Origin of the sequence: Candidatus Avelusimicrobium luingense (assembly GCF_902757105.1) — a bacterium.
Taxonomy (GTDB): domain Bacteria; phylum Elusimicrobiota; class Elusimicrobia; order Elusimicrobiales; family Elusimicrobiaceae; genus Avelusimicrobium; species Avelusimicrobium luingense.
Genome location: NZ_CACVTK010000001.1, coordinates 19,318 through 37,037, shown reverse-complemented (window position 1 = coordinate 37,037; position 17,720 = coordinate 19,318). Strand labels below are relative to the sequence as shown.

General features: G+C 44.4%; 18 protein-coding genes. 9 read left to right on the top strand and 9 right to left on the bottom strand.

What is annotated here, in order from left to right:
- Nucleotides 1–11 precede the first annotated feature (11 nt).
- From ACQY3H_RS00185 to ACQY3H_RS00165, 5 genes are all read left to right on the top strand, one after another.
- Nucleotides 12–695 carry an ABC transporter ATP-binding protein gene (locus ACQY3H_RS00185; RefSeq protein ID WP_428073625.1) on the top strand — a complete coding sequence of 228 codons (684 nt, stop codon included), beginning with the start codon at nucleotides 12–14 and terminating at the stop codon, nucleotides 693–695.
- A gap of 2 nt (nucleotides 696–697) precedes the next feature.
- Nucleotides 698–1,921 (top strand): ABC transporter permease, encoded by a 1,224-nt coding sequence (locus ACQY3H_RS00180; RefSeq protein WP_428073623.1) that lies wholly within the window; start codon nucleotides 698–700, stop codon nucleotides 1,919–1,921.
- Nucleotides 1,922–2,023: 102 nt separating this feature from the next.
- On the top strand, nucleotides 2,024–2,611 hold the full coding sequence (locus ACQY3H_RS00175) for an RNA polymerase sigma factor (RefSeq protein ID WP_428073621.1): 588 nt from the start codon (nucleotides 2,024–2,026) through the stop codon (nucleotides 2,609–2,611).
- Nucleotides 2,608–3,009, top strand: a complete 402-nt coding sequence (locus tag ACQY3H_RS00170; RefSeq protein WP_428073619.1) for an anti-sigma factor family protein — start codon at nucleotides 2,608–2,610, stop codon at nucleotides 3,007–3,009. Before ACQY3H_RS00175 ends, ACQY3H_RS00170 begins: the two co-directional genes overlap by 4 nt.
- Nucleotides 3,010–3,018: 9 nt before the next feature.
- Complete coding sequence (locus tag ACQY3H_RS00165) at nucleotides 3,019–3,627, top strand: hypothetical protein (protein ID WP_428073617.1); 609 nt, start codon at nucleotides 3,019–3,021, stop codon at nucleotides 3,625–3,627.
- A gap of 46 nt (nucleotides 3,628–3,673) precedes the next feature.
- On the opposite strand, the gene ACQY3H_RS00160 is transcribed toward ACQY3H_RS00165, so the two are convergent.
- The 3 genes from ACQY3H_RS00160 to ACQY3H_RS00150 all read right to left on the bottom strand — a co-directional run bounded on the left by ACQY3H_RS00160 (nucleotide 3,674) and on the right by ACQY3H_RS00150 (nucleotide 5,438).
- Complete coding sequence (locus ACQY3H_RS00160) at nucleotides 3,674–4,219, bottom strand: type IV pilin protein (protein WP_428073615.1); 546 nt, start codon at nucleotides 4,217–4,219, stop codon at nucleotides 3,674–3,676.
- 172 nt (nucleotides 4,220–4,391) lie between these two features.
- Nucleotides 4,392–4,718, bottom strand: coding sequence for a hypothetical protein (locus ACQY3H_RS00155; protein WP_428073613.1), 327 nt, complete (start codon nucleotides 4,716–4,718; stop codon nucleotides 4,392–4,394).
- Between the two features lie 81 nt (nucleotides 4,719–4,799).
- On the bottom strand, nucleotides 4,800–5,438 hold the full coding sequence (locus ACQY3H_RS00150) for a hypothetical protein (RefSeq protein WP_428073611.1): 639 nt from the start codon (nucleotides 5,436–5,438) through the stop codon (nucleotides 4,800–4,802).
- A gap of 161 nt (nucleotides 5,439–5,599) precedes the next feature.
- Here ACQY3H_RS00150 and ACQY3H_RS00145 point away from each other — a divergent pair, with 161 nt between their 5' ends.
- The 4 genes from ACQY3H_RS00145 (at nucleotide 5,600) to ACQY3H_RS00130 (ending at nucleotide 9,766) form a co-directional block, all read left to right on the top strand.
- A complete protein-coding gene (locus ACQY3H_RS00145; protein ID WP_428073609.1) occupies nucleotides 5,600–6,838 on the top strand; it encodes a carbohydrate porin in 1,239 nt (412 codons plus the stop codon).
- A gap of 24 nt (nucleotides 6,839–6,862) precedes the next feature.
- A complete protein-coding gene (locus ACQY3H_RS00140) occupies nucleotides 6,863–7,462 on the top strand; it encodes a pyruvoyl-dependent arginine decarboxylase (RefSeq protein WP_428073607.1) in 600 nt (199 codons plus the stop codon).
- A gap of 21 nt (nucleotides 7,463–7,483) precedes the next feature.
- Nucleotides 7,484–8,938: an amino acid permease gene (locus ACQY3H_RS00135; RefSeq protein WP_428073605.1), complete on the top strand. Its 1,455-nt coding sequence runs from the start codon at nucleotides 7,484–7,486 to the stop codon at nucleotides 8,936–8,938.
- A gap of 99 nt (nucleotides 8,939–9,037) precedes the next feature.
- Nucleotides 9,038–9,766, top strand: a complete 729-nt coding sequence (locus tag ACQY3H_RS00130) for an SIR2 family NAD-dependent protein deacylase (protein WP_428073603.1) — start codon at nucleotides 9,038–9,040, stop codon at nucleotides 9,764–9,766.
- A 57-nt stretch (nucleotides 9,767–9,823) separates the two neighbouring features.
- On the opposite strand, the gene ACQY3H_RS00125 is transcribed toward ACQY3H_RS00130, so the two are convergent.
- From ACQY3H_RS00125 to ACQY3H_RS00100, 6 genes are all read right to left on the bottom strand, one after another.
- A complete protein-coding gene (locus tag ACQY3H_RS00125; protein WP_428073601.1) occupies nucleotides 9,824–10,153 on the bottom strand; it encodes a DUF805 domain-containing protein in 330 nt (109 codons plus the stop codon).
- Between the two features lie 81 nt (nucleotides 10,154–10,234).
- Complete coding sequence (locus ACQY3H_RS00120; protein WP_428073599.1) at nucleotides 10,235–12,244, bottom strand: Eco57I restriction-modification methylase domain-containing protein; 2,010 nt, start codon at nucleotides 12,242–12,244, stop codon at nucleotides 10,235–10,237.
- Between the two features lie 23 nt (nucleotides 12,245–12,267).
- Nucleotides 12,268–13,512 carry a hypothetical protein gene (locus ACQY3H_RS00115; RefSeq protein ID WP_428073597.1) on the bottom strand — a complete coding sequence of 415 codons (1,245 nt, stop codon included), beginning with the start codon at nucleotides 13,510–13,512 and terminating at the stop codon, nucleotides 12,268–12,270.
- Entirely contained in the window at nucleotides 13,502–14,689 is a 1,188-nt protein-coding gene (locus tag ACQY3H_RS00110; RefSeq protein ID WP_428073595.1) for a hypothetical protein, read from the bottom strand. Before ACQY3H_RS00110 ends, ACQY3H_RS00115 begins: the two co-directional genes overlap by 11 nt.
- Nucleotides 14,689–15,780, bottom strand: a complete 1,092-nt coding sequence (locus ACQY3H_RS00105) for a hypothetical protein (RefSeq protein ID WP_428073593.1) — start codon at nucleotides 15,778–15,780, stop codon at nucleotides 14,689–14,691. The genes ACQY3H_RS00110 and ACQY3H_RS00105 overlap by 1 nt, the downstream gene beginning before the upstream one ends.
- Before the next feature lie 215 nt (nucleotides 15,781–15,995).
- Nucleotides 15,996–17,681, bottom strand: a complete 1,686-nt coding sequence (locus ACQY3H_RS00100; protein ID WP_428073591.1) for a diphosphate--fructose-6-phosphate 1-phosphotransferase — start codon at nucleotides 17,679–17,681, stop codon at nucleotides 15,996–15,998.
- Nucleotides 17,682–17,720: the final 39 nt, after the last annotated feature.

Here is a 17,720-nt window from a genome sequence, read left to right as displayed (position 1 = left end):
AGGAGCCGCTTATGGCGTTAATTGATACGCGGGATCTATACAAAATTTATAAACTCGGTGACGTAGAAGTACGCGCACTTAACGGCGTGAGTGTATCTATTGAACAGGGCGAATTTGTGGCCGTGATGGGCCCGTCCGGTTCGGGAAAATCTACCTTTATGAATATTTTGGGTTGTTTGGATAAACCAACCAGCGGCTCTTATATATTAGACGGTATTGATGTAACCGCAACCGATTTATCCAAACTGGCCGGTGTGCGAAACCGGAAAATCGGCTTTGTGTTTCAGGGGTTTAATTTAATTAAACGTACGACGGCCGTGGAAAATGTGGAATTGCCGATGATTTACAATCACACCCCCGCCCGCGAACGGCGCGAAAAAGCACTTGCGGCCTTAAAAGCCGTAGGACTGGAACAGCGCGCTTTTCACTTGCCCAATCAACTCTCCGGCGGACAGCAACAGCGCGTAGCGATTGCGCGCAGTTTAGTGTGTGACGCGCCGATTATTTTTGCAGACGAGCCGACGGGAAATTTGGATACCAAAATGAGTATTGAAGTCATGGAACTTTTCACGCGGCTTAATAAGGAAATGGGCAAAACCGTTATTTTGATTACGCATGAGCCGGATATTGCCGAATATGCCTCGCGGCTTATCAAGTTCAAAGACGGTCAAAAAGTCAGCGACGAGGTGAAATAAATATGTGGGATTCTTTTTTAGCAATCTTTAAAATTTCCTTAAAATCTATTTTCGCCAATAAAATGCGCGCGGCGCTGACGAGTTTAGGTATTATTATCGGTGTGGCGGCGGTAATTACGGTGCTTGCCGTCGGGGCGGCTACCAAAAAAAGTATTACCGACCGGTTCTCTAATATGGGTACGAACATCCTTTTCTTGCGCCAGCCGTGGGATTTGGATGAAAGTATTTCTTCCCCCAAGGACGTAACAATGGACGACGTAATGGCTATTCGCGAAGTGCCCGGTGTGGAAGCCGCGGCGCCGTATATCCAAAAAAGTTTTGAAGTAAAATACAAAAATACGAGTGTTGGGTTAAGTGTATTGGCTACCGATACCGATATTTTTAGTGCGTATGATTGGTCAGTCGCGCGCGGACGTGAATTTACCGAGCGTGAAATTACCAACTATTCGCAAGTAATGGTGCTTGGGGATACGTCGTCAAAAACGATTTTCGGTGATGTGGACCCGCTTAATAAAACCGTTGTGTTAGATAATATCCCGTTTACTGTGGTTGGGATTGTCAAAAAGACAGGTTCTACCGGGTTTGGGTTTAACATTGACGAAGGAGCACTCATTCCGTACACGACGTCTAAAGTAAAAATGGGGTCTAATAATATGTCCAACCGGCGTGCGTTAGACCGCGTGGTTATTAAAGTGTATGATTTTGACCAAATTGAAAATATGAAAGTGGATATTGCCAATACCGTGCGTAATACGCACCGAATCCACCCGCTTGGCAAAGACGATTTCCAGTTGGATGATATGGCATCGTTTGTGGAACAAGCCAAAAGTACGGCCAGCACGATTAGTTTGTTTTTAGGTGTGATTGGGGTTATTTCGCTGATCGTGGGCGGTATCGGCGTCATGAATATTATGCTCGTGTCCGTTACCGAACGCACGCGCGAAATCGGTATCCGTATGGCTATCGGAGCGACGAGTTGGAATATTCGTATGCAATTTTTGGGTGAAGCCGTTACGCTTTCGTGTATGGGAGGCCTGATCGGTATTTTACTGGGCGTGATTTTTACACTGTTTGTGTCTAAATATATGTCCTTACAAACGCATTTAAGTTTGTGGGCAATTTTAGTTTCGGCCGGGTTTTCTGCCGCAACGGGTGTGTTCTTCGGATTTTATCCGGCGTATAAGGCCTCTAAATTAACGCCTATTGACGCTTTACGGTATGAATAAAGGTAACACACTCTATCATGAAAATGCCGCTCTTAAAAAGGGTGGCATTTTTTATAATATAAAAAAGTGCAATAAAAATTTAACATTACGGGTTATATAGTTATGGAAATCAAAGAGATGCAAAACGATGATGAATTGGTAGCTTCGTTTTGTGAAGGTAACAACCAAGCGTTTGAAGAACTGGTATTGCGGTATAAAAATTCGCTTTATCAATATATTCTCTCGCTCGTAAAAAATGAAAGTGTTGCCGAAGATTTGTTCCAAGACGTGTTTATTTCGCTATTTAAGCACGCCCAAACATATAAAGCGGAAGGGAAGTTCAAAGCGTGGTTGTTTTTAACAGCGCGCAACAAAGTGTGTAATTACTGGCGCGACAATAAACAAACGCTTTCGTTAGACCAGACCGACGATGACGGTAATGCTTTTTTACAAGAAACAATAGCGGATAATTCCCGGCCGTTTTTAGACGAACTAACGGGAAAAGAATTGGAAAAAGCAGTCGCGCGGGCGGCAGACCGGTTGCCCCCTCGCCAACGGGAAATGATTTACTTGCGGCAGTTTATGTCGTTTCAGGAAATTGCCGATACCGTCGGCAGACCGTTAGGGACCGTACTGGCCGATTGCCACCGAGCCGTTAAAAAAATCAGGCAGTTAATCGCTGAAGAAACTGCACAAGGAGAATTGTTATGAAAGTGTGTGAACAAGTTTTATTATACGCACAAAACGAATTAACCGCCGATGAAAAAACTGCGTTTGAAGCGCATTTGGACGGGTGTAAAGCGTGCCAAGATGAATTAAAATTTTTGGCAAAGTTGGATGAAGGCTTTGCCCCAAAATCGGCCCCGCAACATGTGATAGATAGTTTGTTTGCTAAAACAACGCGCCGTAAATCGGTATTTGCCAAATTCAAATTGGCGTGGACGGCATGCGGTGCACTTGCGGTAGCGATGGGCGTATTTTTAGTGTCTGTTTCTTCCCCCCGCCCTTTTGATGCGCACGATTTGGTAGCGTATATGAGCAGTACTTCCGTAGATGATGAATATACATTGTTTGCGCAGGAATTAACCGATATGGAAAATTATTTCTAGGAGGAAGTTATGAATAACAAGATGCTGTTGATGTTGCTGGCTGTGGGGTTATTTGTCCCGGCCTTTGCCGCTGATGAAGTGGCTGTCCCCGCCAAATCCGGTGGTTACCCGATGATGGCGCAACAAAAGAAAGGTGAGTTTATGAAAGCGCAACAAGAACAACGCGCCAAAATGAAAGCCACCGAAGAAAAAATGGAAAAACTCGTCAAAGAGTATAAAAAACTCAAAGGCAAAAAACAGGATGCTAAAAAGGCCGAAATTGTTGCCGAAGTGGAGAAAATTCACGTTGAGCAATTAAAATTCAAACAGAATCAATTAGATCAATTTGCCCAACGTTTGGAAGAAATGAAAAAACACGTTGCCGAAGAACAATCGGCGGATGCTCAAAAAAAGTGGGTGGACGAAAAAACAGCCGCGCTCATTGAAAAAGACGGCGACTTAAAAGTCTTATTTGACCGGATTGACCAAGGCCCGCAAAAGGGGCACATGAAAGGGTTCAAAAACGGTAAAGGACATAAGTTCGGCCCGAAAGACGGTAAAGGCCCGCGCATGGGAGAAGGTGACCCCAGACGTGTCGGTCTCAATCCGCCGCCGCCCCCGCCGTTAGAAGAAAAATAATAAATCCGTAAAAATAAACACCCCCGAGTTTTCGGGGGTGTTTTTATTATAATTGGATATTTTCGTATGATTCGTACCCTGTTGCCACCCCATCCGGCGTCAATAATCCTTCATTTGCTGTTTTGGTGCCTTGTAATGCCTTGCAAACTTTTGCATCACTTCCTTTGGCGCGGCAAATGCGTGAGGGATTATTAAAAGGGGTGCCATCGTCATTTGCGTATTTGTAATAATAGGCTAATGAACGTTCGTGATTTCCACACGTTATACTACCATAGGAATAATCGCTTTTGGGCACTACCAAACAGCACCATAATTTATTATTTTCCCCGCAATGGGCAGCGGTTTGGGTAGTGATAGTCATATCGGATGGTAAATCTATATCCAATTCATCAAAATCACTGCTCCATGTGCCGTTAGCCAAATGATAGCGTATGCTGGCTTGTGCGATACTTTCGGCTAACGTGCGGTACGTGGCGAAGCGGGCCTTGCCTACGGCCACTTGATATTGCGGAAGTGCTACTGCTGCCAAAATGCCGATAATTAACACAACTACTAACAATTCAATAAGTGTAAATGCTTGGTTATTTTTCATAAAAATTCTCCTTTCTTTTTTTACTGCTATAAATATCATTATTTTTTTTTTTGATTTTGTCAAGGAAAAAAATTTTACACGACGAGAAATAATCATATTTTATAAACCTATTACAAGCGAAGAAAAACACCCCCGAGTTTTCGGGGGTGTTTTGACATGTCTTAAATAATTATTATTTTAACAATTCGGCCCAAGCATTTTTTTCATCTTGTAATTGTTTTTTGGCCGTATTGAGTTGGTTTTGCACTTGTTCTTGTGCGGCTTGCGCTACCGTTTTTTTACCGGCGGCTACTTCCGCGGCGGTTTTGGCTTGTTGGTATTGTTGTTTGGCTTCCAACAATTTTTGGCGGGTTTCGGCCGATTTTTGGAGTGCTTGTTCCAAGGTTAACGTTTGTGCATTGATGGACGACGTGTTCGTCGCCGTAGTATTTTCCGTAGTTCCGGTGGTGGCGCAACCGACGGCGGCCGCTGCCATAATCAGTAAAGCAATTTTTTTCATAAGATAACTGCTCCTTGTGTTAAGTTTGTTTACTCTTTTATTTTATAAAAATTTTACGCAAAATTTCCGCTTTCCTTACCATTACCCTTTCATAAAGAAACGGTCGTGCCCGTCATCGTCGTCGTTGTAATTATGCCCGTCCGGGTTATTCCACGCCCAAAAATGGGCCAAAAATAAATAACTGCCAAGCCCGGTTAAAAAGGCACTTAAACCATAAAATGCATGACGGAAATGCCACTCATATCCTTCCGTTCCCAGCCATTTATGCATATAGTCCCAATCGGGCAACGTTTCGGGCCCCGCATTTAGCAGAGAAATTACCGGGTCTAAACTACACCCCGCGTAATGCCCGACGCTGTAGCACGCAATCGCCAAGAGTAGCAAGCATACGTCGGCTTGAATTTCTTTGCCGCGGTGTAAAAAGGTGAAATAGGCCAGTAACGGGACGCCTAATTCCATAAGCGTTCCCCCCCAAATGGTCATCTTGAAATTACCGAAGAACAGCATGCGGAAAATAGGGTGTCCGGCTTCGTGAATACCTATTGTCATTAACCACAACACGCCTGCAAACGGACAGTGTCTCGGCCCGACGAACCATTGATACGTAAAATAAGTTACCAGCCCGATAAATAAAATCCCTTTCCAGCCGTATTTCCAAAATAAGGGGCCTTTGCGGGCGGGGTCTATAAAATCAAAAATATCCGTTAAAAAATCACGCATACCGTTTGTATTTTATCAATTTTACAAGTGAAAAAAAAGATTTTTATATATTTTCTTCGTCGATAAAAAGCAATCTAATTAGTTTTTTGCCTTGAGAGAAGTCGGTTAGATTGGTACGGTAGATAAGACGTTAAACGTCAAATTTACCGAAAGGAGAAAGTATGAACTTCAAAAAATATGCACTTACGTTGTTGTGTGTCGGCGCGGTATCTGCCGCGTGGGCACAACTGTATGTGGAAGAAGACGAAGTCGTTTGGCTTACGCCCGTCAAGCACGAGCAACGCCTAAACGAACGCCGCCAAACGGCAAAAGGGCCGGCTTTAGACCCTATGGAAAAACTCGTGCGTGCGGGTAAAGACGAACTGCACAAAATCGGGTTAGAAGTCGGGGCAGATATTTCGTATTTGGCACAACGGGCTGCCCCCAACGGCAAACAGACGGCTATTCAAGGCGTGTATTACCCGTATTTGACGTGGAATTTATTTAAGGACCGCGCCTTGGGTTCGGGACAATTAAATATCAACTATACACTGGTACGTTATTGGGGCACGTCGGCGGCTACGTTACAAAACCGCGTAGAGACGGCTGTGCCTTTTAACGACTATCCGGCCAATCAGGAAATTTTCTCGCAATTTTCCTACACGCAAACCTTGCCGGGTGTATTTGATTGGATGAGTATTACCGTCGGGCAGTTTCCGCTTTACAACTTTGACGGCACGCAATATATCGCCAACCAACAAACCGCGCTGATGAACTATGCACTCTCGCAAAATGCAACCAGTGTTTATCCGTCGGCGTCGCTGGGCGGTTATATGCAAGCGCAAGTTGGCAAATGGACACTCGCTGCCGGGTACCAGGACGGTACCAACCTGACCGGGCAAAATATTGAGTTAGACGAAGCCTTTAGCGGAAAATATACGCTTTTTGGCTCGGTGGCGTGGAACCCGGATTTCGGTTTTGGCCAAGGGCAATATAGCGTCTTGTATTATTATCAGCCCTCGGTAACGGCACAACCGGAATATGTAAACGGTTGGTCGTTTAATATGCAACAAAATATGGGCGACAAATGGGCGATGTTCGGCCGGGCTAACGGTGTAGATAAAAGTGTGACGGGTGTGAAAAATTCCTATGCGCTCGGTATAGCCATGTTAAACCCGCTCAATCGCAACGCGGCTGATGCCATTATCGCGGGAGTAGCCTATAACGATTTAAGTATGAAGGGGTTAGGTTATCCCGTCAATGCGCGTGACAACGAAATGGCGCTGGAACTTCAATGGATTTGGGGTATCGGTAATTGGATTACTGTTACGCCCGACGTGCAATTCTATCCCAAAGCGGGTTTGAATAACGCACGCAACGAAGCCACGATCGTCAGTTTGCGCACCACTATTATGCTGTAAATAAAACTATAAGGAGAAAAAATTATGGAAAAAAACGAATTAGTATTAGGAACACGTTATCCGACGCTCGCATTTATTACGGGCGGCGCGGGGCAAGCCAACGACGGTATCCCGCCGCAACCGTTTGAGACGTTTTGCTACGACTCGGCGTTGATGCAAGCCAAAATTGAAAACTTCAATATTGTGCCTTATACCTCGGTGTTGCCCAAAGAATTACACGGCAATATCGTTCCGGTGGATCAAGTAACGCCGTACTTCAAACATGGAGCCGTTTTAGAAACAATTATCGCCGGAAACGGGGCGCGTATAGAAGAACATAAAGCCATTGCTACCGGCGTAGGCGTGTGCTGGGGCAAAGACGCACAAGGCAAACTGATCGGCGGTTGGGCCGCGGAATATGTGGAGTATTTTGATACACCTATTGACGACGAAATTGCCGAAGGACATGCACACATGTGGCTTAATAAATCGTTAAAGCATGAGTTGGAAATTCGCGGAGTGCAAAAGCACAGCGAATTTCAAATCTGGCACAACTACATTAACATTACCCAACCGTTTGCCTATTGCTTGACGTGTATGGGTTTTTTAAATTTCAAATTTGCCGAACCTGTAAATTTGAAATAGAAAATTCTTTGGGGGTATTTTATGGGAGAAAAAAAGCAATCTGCCGCTAAACTGGGCGTAATCGGGTTAGCATGTATTGTGATTAGTTCCATGGTTGGGGGTGGAGTTTTCTCCCTCCCCCAAAACATGGCTGCCGGGGCGAGTGCGGGCGCCGTACTTTTGGCGTGGGTGATTACCGGCGTGGGCATGTATTTTATTGCTAACACGTTTAGTGTGCTTTCACGCGTAAAGCCTGATTTAACGTCGGGTATTTATATGTATGCGCGCGACGGGTTTGGCCCGTATGTGGGCTTTACGATCGGTTGGGGGTATTGGCTGTGCCAAATCTTCGGCAACGTAGGGTATGCTGTTATTACGATGGATGCACTCAATTACTTTTTCCCCCCGTATTTTGCGGGCGGAAATAATCTGTTGTCTATCGTATGCGGTTCGGTGCTAATCTGGGGCTTTAATTGGGTGGTACTGCGCGGAGTGCAACAAGCGGCAATTTTGAACATCATTGGAACGATTGGTAAATTAGTGCCGTTATTGTTATTCTGTCTGATTTTATTGTTTGCCTTTCATTGGGATAAATTTGATACCAATTTTTGGGGGCATTTAATGGAAAACGGCAAGACGTTGGGTAATTTGCCTGCACAATTAAAAAGCACCATGCTCGTAACGTTATGGTCGTTTATCGGTATTGAAGGGGCGGTGGTACTGTCTAACCGTGCTAAAAGCCAAGCGGCTGTGAGTAAAGCGACCTTTTTTGGTTTTGTCGGATGTTTAGTAATTTACATCGGACTTTCGGTACTTCCGTTTGGGTTCTTATCGCAAGCGGAGATTGCCGCAGTAGCCAACCCATCTACGGCGGGCGTATTGGAAAAAGTTGTTGGGCCGTGGGGCGCGGTGTTTATGAACTGCGGCCTTTTAATTGCAGTTTTATCGTCGTGGCTTGCGTGGACGATGATTGCGGCGGAAATTCCCGCAGCGGCGGCCGAAAACGGTACATTTCCCAAAGCGTTTGCTAAACAAAACGCTAAAGGAGCGCCGTGTGTATCATTGTGGATTACAAGTGCGATTATGCAACTGGCAATTTTAATGGTCTACTTTTCTAATAACGCATGGAACACCATGCTCTCTATCACGGGTGTAATGGTACTTCCGGCCTATTTGGCCAGTACGGCCTATTTGTGGAAACTGGTGGAAGACGGCGAATATGCCAAGATTTCTTCCACGGGGCGTGCGGCGGCCTTATTTACTTCTGTGATGGGAACGGCGTATGCGTTGTGGCTCGTGTATGCGGCAGGGATAAAATACTTGTTTATGGCGGTTATTTTTTTAGCCGTCGGTATCCCGGTATTTATGCGCGCTCGGTGTGAACAAGCCCCGGGCAAAGCGATATTTAGCGGCGGCGAAAAAGTAGTGGTAACGCTGCTGGTATTATTGGCGATTGGAGCGTTATGTATGTTCTGCCACGGACATATACATTTATAATTCTTGGCATACAGTACAAACACAGGCCCGAAGATTTTTTCTTCGGGCTTGTTTGCTCTTTCTATATCAAAATGTTAGTATGCAAGAAAGGAGTATTTTATGAGCGATTTTCAAGAGGCTGTTAAACTTATCAAAAATGCATCATACGGTGTTAGTTTTACCGGGGCAGGAATTAGTGTAGAAAGCGGTATTGCGCCTTTTACCGGGGCGGGCGGACTGTGGAATCAGTACGACCCGAAATATATTGAAATCAATTTTTTTACGATGAACCCGCAAGAAAGTTGGCGCGAAATGAAAAAGATTTTTTTTAACGATATGCACGACGCTATGCCCAATAAAGCGCATGAAGTGCTGGCTGCGCTTGAAAAACGCGGCAACTTTAAAGGCGTAATTACGCAAAATATTGACGGACTACACCAAAAAGCCGGCAGTAAAAACGTACAGGAATTTCACGGGACTATTTATACACTTTCTTGCGTGCGATGCGGCAAACAATATAGATTGGCCGATATTGATTTGTCTGCCGATCCGCCGACATGTTCGTGCGGCGGTGTGTTAAAACCTAACTTTGTATTTTACGGCGAAGGAATTCCCCCCGCCGCGTATCAAAACTCGCTTACCATGGCGCAAAATTGCGATGTAATGATTGTGGTGGGAACGGCGGGCCAAGTAATGCCCGCGTGCGGTATGCCGATGATTGCCAAGGAGTTTGGGGCAAAAATTATTGAAGTAAATCCGCAACCGTCTTCTTTCACGGATAGTATTACCGATTATTATTTCCCGCAAAAAGCGACGGAATTTTTCGGAGCGCTTGAAAAAGAGTTATAAAATAAACGTAAAAAATACCGCCCTGTAAAAGGGCGGTATTTTTTTGAGACGAGAATCTTATTTTTTGGAGGGTAAGCAGAAAAGTACAATTAGTACAAGCCAACCGATGAACGGAATAAGCCCGATAAGTAACAACCACGGACTAAATCCGCCGTCGCGTAAGCGGCGGGCTTCGATAGCCAAAGACGGTAAAAAGAGACCCAATTCGAGAATGAGGGTAACGGTATTGACCACTTTACCCGGTAGTCCTATAAGACCGAAAATCACCCCGATAATGAACATAATTAACATGGTAAACAAGATGAATAACCAGAATTGTTTACGAGTAGCACGGCCCTTAAAATCAACATAGTGGTTGAATATCGGGTCTAAAAAATATGTTTTCATAATTTTCTCCTGTTTGATAATAAAACTACTCTTATAGCATAGAATAAAAAAACCCGTTTTAGCAAGTGATTTTTTAGTGTATTATGCTTGGAATGATAGCAAAGCACACGTTTCTTGTTTGTTAAATCTAAATAAAGCACAAATTAGTTTATCTAATTGATGTTGTTCGGCCGTGATATCTGCGTCGGCATTTTGGCATTTTTTTGCATAGATTTTTTGTGCTAATTGCTCTATCGTTTTTTGGGTTTGCGCGGATGCGGACGGAACGGGAATTTCCCCTAATGGTTGGGAATATAATTCCAATAATTTTCCTTTACGTTTCCCCTTATAAAATAACCAAGCATAATAGGGTTGACTATTTAATAATGCAAGTAAATACCAAAGGGTAATATGACCGCGCGGCGACGAAATAAAATATACGTCGGAACTGGCATACCATTCCATCGGGGCATAGGCGGCTATATTACGCGCGGCACGATGCGGAATAACGATTTTATCGTCGTCAAAATTGAGTTTGCGCCGCACTGAGCCAAACCAATATTTCCCTTGTTTAATGGCATTTTGTATACCGTTATTGTTTTGTTTGCGGGCAAGTAATTTTTCTTTGAATTTTGCTAAATGTATAGCAAAGTGCGGATACTGTTGCAAATCAATATCCCGGTCTGCCGGATAAAATAAATCAATCAAATAAAGCCGCGGTGTTTGGGCGCAGACATAGGGTAAAATATCGGAATTTTTGAAAAACGGTTTTAATTTTTTGCGCTCGGTAGTGTTGGGAGATAACGTATCTATTTCATCTGCAGAAAGAATAAAGGCTTTATCACATCCGGTCATAAGTCCGTTGGAAATATGCGCGCAATCTTTTAAGCGGGTGGACGTAGCCGCCATTTTGCAAAGGGCTGTGTTGATATCGGCAGGAATGGAACGCGTGCTTAAAAACACATGGGAGCCAAAAAATAAATTTTCGGGAGTTTTAGCCAGTTGTGTCGGCGTAAAAATAGTAATCAAATTATGTTGGCCTTTGGCGCGGGTAAAAAGTTTTTCTTCGCCAAAATCAATTAAGCGCAAAATATCGGCCTGTTGTTTTAAGCGCAAACGTAGCGGTTTTGCCGCCGCGGCTTGTGCGAAGTAGGAAGTAGTTAATAATCCCGCTACCCCGTCTTTAGTAAGTACATCAAATGCGAGATGAAAAAATAAGTATAAGAGATCGCTTTTAGGAGTAAGCCATTTCTTCCAATGTGGATTTTGCCGTAAAGCCGTAAAAAATTCCTTGTGATTTTTTTGACCGATATAAGGCGGATTAGCCAAATAAATATCAAATCCGCCGTTGGAAAACACATCGGGAAAGTGTTGCCGCCATGCTTGCGAGGGATTGCCCGCAAGCGCATCGGCTACGTGAAAATGTAGAGAAGTAGGAAGTTTTTTCCCATGGGCGGCTAATGTTAAAGACATCCGCAAGCGCAAATCTTCTATGGCATGGGGGTTAATATCAATACCGTACAAATTACGGGCGGCAATATCATGAAGTAACGTGGCATAATTTTCCGTTGGCGTTAAGGCGTGGCGCAATGCGGCTAATTCCAACCAGAACGGGATAAGAAGTCCCCCCACCCCACAGGCCGGATCGCATACAGTAAGCTGGGCTAGGGCGTGAGAAAGGCATGGACGGTCTTTGTGCGTAAGGCACGCAAGATCAATTGTCCGGGCGGTATCCGGCAGCAAGTGATGTAATTTTAGCCAAGCCAGCAGCGTTTCTCGGGCCAGTTGCCGGGCCGTTTCAAAGGGTGTATAAAAAATGCCTGTACGGGACGATTTTTCTATTGCATAGCGTTCGTTGATTAACCCGATAATTTCAGGGGTAAGTGCATTTTTAATGCCTTCTTGCCCGACGGGAATGGTAGTTAGTAAATGTGTAAATGATGGGTGCAACGGCAAAAACTCAAGCGACATATCCGGTAGAAAATCAGTAGGAAGTTGTTGATTTTGCAACCAAGTGTGTGCAAAAAAATGGCGCAAGAAGATATATTTTTTTTCGCGAGAGAATGAGAGATTATCCAGTTCCGATACGAGGGAAAGCAACGGGCTTTTCATAGTCTGTGTATAATCCCTAGAAATTAAGGGCGCTCTTGATCAATTTTAATTTGTATATCAAAACCGGCTAAATGGGATAATTCCGGATTATTAAATTTTAAAATACGTTGAGGCAGTAATCCGTTAGTCATTTGGTCAAATTCGCTAATTTCGTCGGCCGGAACCAACGATATATTTAATGTGTGTGGGCCTGCTAATGCTTTGGAAACAGAATAGGGCATCATGTAATCCATGTGCGTGGCTCCGCCGTGAATCACAAATAGGGCATCGGGATATTGTTGGCGGTATTCTTGTATTTTGGCTATCCAATGGGTGTTACGTAACCGGAGCCCCTCGACCGAACCCCATATCGTTTTTTTTAGTTGGAGTTCCGGCGGGAAGAAGGCCGTTTCCTGTAAAATTAAAGAGGACTCATCATTAGGGCGCACAAAAGTCGGCTCTAATCCAACGATAGGAATATGGTACGAATTGGCGGTAAGCCATATCGGGATATAAGGTGCGTAAGCATCATTGGTAAGTGTATCCCCCCAGGTTTGGTCTTGGGCAATAAATTCGGTAAAAAGAAAAATTTGACGGCGGGGATAGGCCATCCGTAATGTACGCAGAAAATCTTCAACATGAAGTTGAATTTCGGGATGATGGTGTATTTCGCCTAATAACAAATATTGCGTATCTGCCGAAATTTGATGAACAAGCCATTTCATATCTTCTTGGGCGGGGTGTGTAACTGTTTCCAACTCCCACAGGAAATCTTCCAAACGGCTGGTTACTTCTTTTTGTCGTTCGGCTAACCGGGCCACCCACTTGCGGGTTCCCAAATTATTATTGATCAGAAAATATCGGCTCCACAATTCAGGTGTTGGCAATTGACCGGCTTTGGAATCGGCCGGGTATGGATTAACTGCCAGTTCCTTTGAAAGTTGTTGGCTGGGCCATAACAATCGTTTTGTTGTTGTGTGTTGGCTTTGCAACATGTAGGTATCCAGCCATGTTTCGTGTACCCGTCGATACAAATGCATAAATGCATCTGTTTCTATCGGTACATTCATGACTTGATTAAGTTTTTGAATTTCGTCGGCAAGGGCCGCCTGTATGATTCCCGAAGAAGTATTTGCAGCCATATCCAGCGCCTTGTTTGAGCCTTGCGAAACCGTTTGAAGCGCCTTTGCAGTGCCTTCGGCAACACGCACCGGAGTTTGGGCATATCCACCCGGAGCAAATGCCCATAAACAACCTATCAGAAAAAAGAAAATTTTATTATTCTTCATGTATTTTCCACCGGTCTTCTTCGTTTTTATAGGTTTTCCAAAGTTCTACCGGAACCCTAAATTGGGCATCAAAACCAACTAGTTGAGAAATTTCCCGGTCATCAAAACTGATGATGCGTTCTAATGGGAAATGCTGCCCTTCCGATAAGATATCAAAATATGACGTGTTATACGTAATACGTTTGTTTAAGTCTCGGCCTTTATCCGGATAGAAAGTAGCCACATATGTTTGCGGCCCGGCTAAAAATTTGCCCAGAGAATAGGGTTCGTGGTACATGATATGTCCGGCCCCGGTATAAATGATAAACAGTGCATCCGGATTTTTGTTGCGCATCTCTTTAATAGTTTGCAACCATTGACGGTTACGCAGCCGTACCCCTTCGCGGGTTGCCCAAACGCCTACCCACTCTTTACTAATGTCAATATCATGCTCTAATCCCAGTACCGTCATCCCCTGTTCATACGCTGCTTGCCAGATGGGAAGATATTCCGGAGATGATACCGAATCCCCCGGTTGCCATTGAACGCCAGCATCTAAAAATTCCGTTAAAAGAAAAATGGGACGTTGGGGTTGGCGTTGTCGTATTTCACTCATTAAGCGGGTGATGTTATTTTTGATTTCAATTATATAGTGTCGTTCTCCCAAAAGTAAATATTGGGTATCTTCGGAAATCTGATCTGCAAGCCAACTCATATCTTGTTCCGGTTCGTGCGTGAAATGCCGTTGCGTTTGTTTCATCCGAGGAATGGCCGCTTGAAACTGCTCCCTGTAATCGTTACGGTATTTTAAGGTTTTCGCTATTTCACGGTTTGCTTTTGCGGCCAAATAGAGTGATATTTGTTGTTGATTTTGTAAGAAAGGCACTTCGGGATATAATTCGGCGTAATTTCCCTGAATCAGACCCGGAAAGTCCTTTATCGGCTTTTCCGTAGTGTAATGGTACGAACTCCACCAATAGTCTTGTTCGGCCTGTTGGGCTTGACGAGAGGCTTGGCTCACGCGTTCTTCCAGCGTTTTTATAACGGCTTCTTCCGAGAACTGCCATGACGGATGTTTGGCTAATAACTTGTCCATGGTTATTATCTCGGGAATTTCTTTAAGCAATTGCGATTGTGCTACGCTGTCAAGCGTACAAATGCCCAGAAGTAATAAGGGTAAATAAAATTTTAGTTTCATTATTCCCCCCTGCCGAGAGGAGGTATAAGCACTCTGGCATTAAAACCAACTTGTGTTGATAACGGATAATCAAACTTAATAAAAGGTGAAATCGGTAGTGCCTGTTTTACACAGAACGTATCGTACATGCTTATGTTAAGTAATTCATCCGGCTTTTTAAGTGATTCCGTGGGTACAATAAGAGCCGTATAGGTATCGGGCCCTGCTAATGTTTTCCCTAACGAGTAAGCACGTTCGCTAGATAAATGCCCCCCACCGGCATAAATCAAAAATAACGCATCGGGAAATTCTTCCCGATAACGTTTGATGAGACGAAGCCAATGCTGATTGCGTAGGCGAACCCCTTCCGTTGTTCCCCATAAAGGCAAATCAATAGCGGTAATATGGTCTATTAACGCAACATTGTCGTTTTGAACAACAAATTCCGGTTCTAATCCGGCAATTGGAATTTGGGCTTGTTTGGCGGCCATCCAAACGGGCCAATACTCACGTAAGAGTTCATTGCGTCGGGTGGTATTTTGGGTTTGTGCTGCATGGGGCATAAATTCGGTAAATAAAATGATTTTCCGTCCGCTATTTGCCAAGTGAGTAATGAATTGAGCAATATGTGGGCGTAAATAGGCATAGTGCGCTTCGCCCAGCAAAAGGTATTTGGTATTAGCCGGAATTTGGTCGGCTAATGTCTTCATATATTGGGAAGGCGGTACTTCAACCGTTTGCTCGTGAAGACGCATTTGCGGGAACTGCGCTTCGTAATCTTCCAAGAGTTTTTTTGTTCGCCGCATTTGAGAGGCCACCCGGCGGTTTTGAGCAGATATAATATACATTTCCCATTGTTCGGGTGTTGTTAAAATATTGCTTATCTCCGGATATAATTCTTCCGGATTCTTAATGCGGTTGGATAGCGCGGTGTATGGCCCGTCTGCCAAGACCATTTCTTCTACCGGATTATGATACATCAGTTCAAATGCTTGGATATAGGATTTTTGCAAGCGAGTAGCCAACAATTCCGTAAGTTGTCGTTCCGTCAAGGATACCGTTCTAAGGGCGGCAGGTAATTCTTTTTCCCATTGAGCATATCCCGGCATCATAACACAGATGTACAATAAGAATAATAAAAAGAATTTTTTGAACATATAAAATCTCCCTATTTTCATTGTAGTAAAACAAGTGGAAATAGGCATGGGCCTTTAGACCCAGAGAGATTGTTTTTTGGGCCTAGGCCCAAATAGACTCAATACGAGGGCGGAATAAAAATAGGTCGCTCCGTGAAAGAGCGACCTAAAATAAGCCATTGGGCAAGTATTTATTTAATTTTTTTGCCTTGTTCCAACATCAATGTATAGGTGGTGATATCGGTCACTTCGGCCGGCCCGAAGAATTGAATCGGTCCGGGGAAGACAAACAGGTCTTGTTCCGCCCATGCAATGCGGTTTTTGGCGAGATATTTGAACGGTTCGCCTTTCAGTTCCACTAAGGCTTTTTTGATGACGGGTTTTTCTTTCCCTTTACGCCGTTCAATATTCATCATCATGGTAAGCGGTACGCCGCCGACTTCCCAATCTTGTGCTTTGCGCGTTAGTTTGCGTACGGACGATAAATAGCCCGAGCATTTATTGAGCGCAAGCACCGCTGCGTTATAACCGAGTGCGTATGTGTAGGTGGCGTCAAATGTGGATGGCACCCCACAGCGGCCTTCGTAACCGAAGAAGTGTGTAATGGCAGAAAATTTGCCCGTATATTTGCCTGCTTTTTTAAGGGCAGACAATTCTGTTTTAATCATTTCTACGAGCAATTTTTCTGTTTCGATGAGCGATACTTGTACATTACCGTGCGGGTCGCGGTCCAACATTAACTGGCTGGCGATTCCGTCGGGTAGCGAGCGCATCAAGTCGGCGAGTTTTTTAGGAAGTTTGGCCAAGATAAATTCTTTTTTCTGGGCGGTTGTGGAAAGTTTAGTAAGAGCGGCTTCGTTATCGGCGAGCGAATCGTTAAGCGCGCTGATTAGTTCTTTCATTTCCGGGATAAACTCAATCAATCCTTCCGGCACGAGCACGATACCGTAATTTTTGCCCGCTTTGGCACGTTTGACAATTAAGTCCACTAAATTTTTAACCACTTGCCCGAGCGTCATTTTTTTAGCGAGAACTTCTTCGCCGACGAGTACGGCATTCGGGTGGGTTTTAAGTGCCACTTCCAACGTAATGTGCGAAGCACTGCGCCCCATCAACCGTACAAAGTGCCAGTATTTGCGCGCGGAGTTCATATCGCGTTCAATATTACCGACGAGTTCTGCATAAATTTTGGTAGCAGTATCAAACCCGAACGATGTTTCAATGTGTTCGTTTTTGAGGTCGCCGTCAATGGTCTTGGGTACACCGATGACGCTGATATCTACGCCTTTTTGTTTGAGATATTCGGCAATGACGCATGCGTTAGTGTTGGAGTCATCCCCCCCTACCACGACGAGCGCGTCTAATTTATTTTTAAGAAGATTGTTTTTAGCGGCGGCCAATTGTTCGTCCGTTTCAATTTTGGTGCGGCCCGATTGAATTAAATCAAACCCGCCGGTGTTGCGGTACTCTTGCATGAGTGCCGGTGTGATTTCTATAAATTTATTGTCTACGATACCGCTGGGCCCGCCTAAAAAACCAAAGAGTTTGTTTTTGCTGTTGGCTTTTTTCAGCCCGTCTAACAGCCCGCCGATGACGTTATGTCCGCCCGGGGCTTGTCCGCCGGAAAGCACGACGCCTACGCGTACGGCTTTTTTGCATAACGCGGCGTTGTTGCCTTTTACAAACGTAATAGCCGGAAGGCCATACGTATTAGGGAAAATCTTTTTGACGGTGGCTTGGTCGGCTACCGATTTAGTAGGTTTGCCCAGTTTCGGTTTTACAAAAGCGGGGCCTTTTTTTAAGATGTTGGGAAGCACCGGTTGAAATTTGGCGCGGTGTTCTTGCAACGGTGAACAAGCACATTTTTTTACGGACATTTTACTCTCCTGAAAATAGAATAAAAACACTTCCCTTAT

Coding starts and splice junctions, on each gene's coding strand:
- ACQY3H_RS00185 (WP_428073625.1), top strand. CDS start 12: ATGGCGTTAATTGATACGCGGGATCTATACAAAATTTATAAACTCGGT.
- ACQY3H_RS00180 (WP_428073623.1), top strand. CDS start 698: ATGTGGGATTCTTTTTTAGCAATCTTTAAAATTTCCTTAAAATCTATT.
- ACQY3H_RS00175 (WP_428073621.1), top strand. CDS start 2,024: ATGGAAATCAAAGAGATGCAAAACGATGATGAATTGGTAGCTTCGTTT.
- ACQY3H_RS00170 (WP_428073619.1), top strand. CDS start 2,608: ATGAAAGTGTGTGAACAAGTTTTATTATACGCACAAAACGAATTAACC.
- ACQY3H_RS00165 (WP_428073617.1), top strand. CDS start 3,019: ATGAATAACAAGATGCTGTTGATGTTGCTGGCTGTGGGGTTATTTGTC.
- ACQY3H_RS00160 (WP_428073615.1), bottom strand. CDS start 4,219: ATGAAAAATAACCAAGCATTTACACTTATTGAATTGTTAGTAGTTGTG.
- ACQY3H_RS00155 (WP_428073613.1), bottom strand. CDS start 4,718: ATGAAAAAAATTGCTTTACTGATTATGGCAGCGGCCGCCGTCGGTTGC.
- ACQY3H_RS00150 (WP_428073611.1), bottom strand. CDS start 5,438: ATGCGTGATTTTTTAACGGATATTTTTGATTTTATAGACCCCGCCCGC.
- ACQY3H_RS00145 (WP_428073609.1), top strand. CDS start 5,600: ATGAACTTCAAAAAATATGCACTTACGTTGTTGTGTGTCGGCGCGGTA.
- ACQY3H_RS00140 (WP_428073607.1), top strand. CDS start 6,863: ATGGAAAAAAACGAATTAGTATTAGGAACACGTTATCCGACGCTCGCA.
- ACQY3H_RS00135 (WP_428073605.1), top strand. CDS start 7,484: ATGGGAGAAAAAAAGCAATCTGCCGCTAAACTGGGCGTAATCGGGTTA.
- ACQY3H_RS00130 (WP_428073603.1), top strand. CDS start 9,038: ATGAGCGATTTTCAAGAGGCTGTTAAACTTATCAAAAATGCATCATAC.
- ACQY3H_RS00125 (WP_428073601.1), bottom strand. CDS start 10,153: ATGAAAACATATTTTTTAGACCCGATATTCAACCACTATGTTGATTTT.
- ACQY3H_RS00120 (WP_428073599.1), bottom strand. CDS start 12,244: ATGAAAAGCCCGTTGCTTTCCCTCGTATCGGAACTGGATAATCTCTCA.
- ACQY3H_RS00115 (WP_428073597.1), bottom strand. CDS start 13,512: ATGAAGAATAATAAAATTTTCTTTTTTCTGATAGGTTGTTTATGGGCA.
- ACQY3H_RS00110 (WP_428073595.1), bottom strand. CDS start 14,689: ATGAAACTAAAATTTTATTTACCCTTATTACTTCTGGGCATTTGTACG.
- ACQY3H_RS00105 (WP_428073593.1), bottom strand. CDS start 15,780: ATGATGCCGGGATATGCTCAATGGGAAAAAGAATTACCTGCCGCCCTT.
- ACQY3H_RS00100 (WP_428073591.1), bottom strand. CDS start 17,681: ATGTCCGTAAAAAAATGTGCTTGTTCACCGTTGCAAGAACACCGCGCC.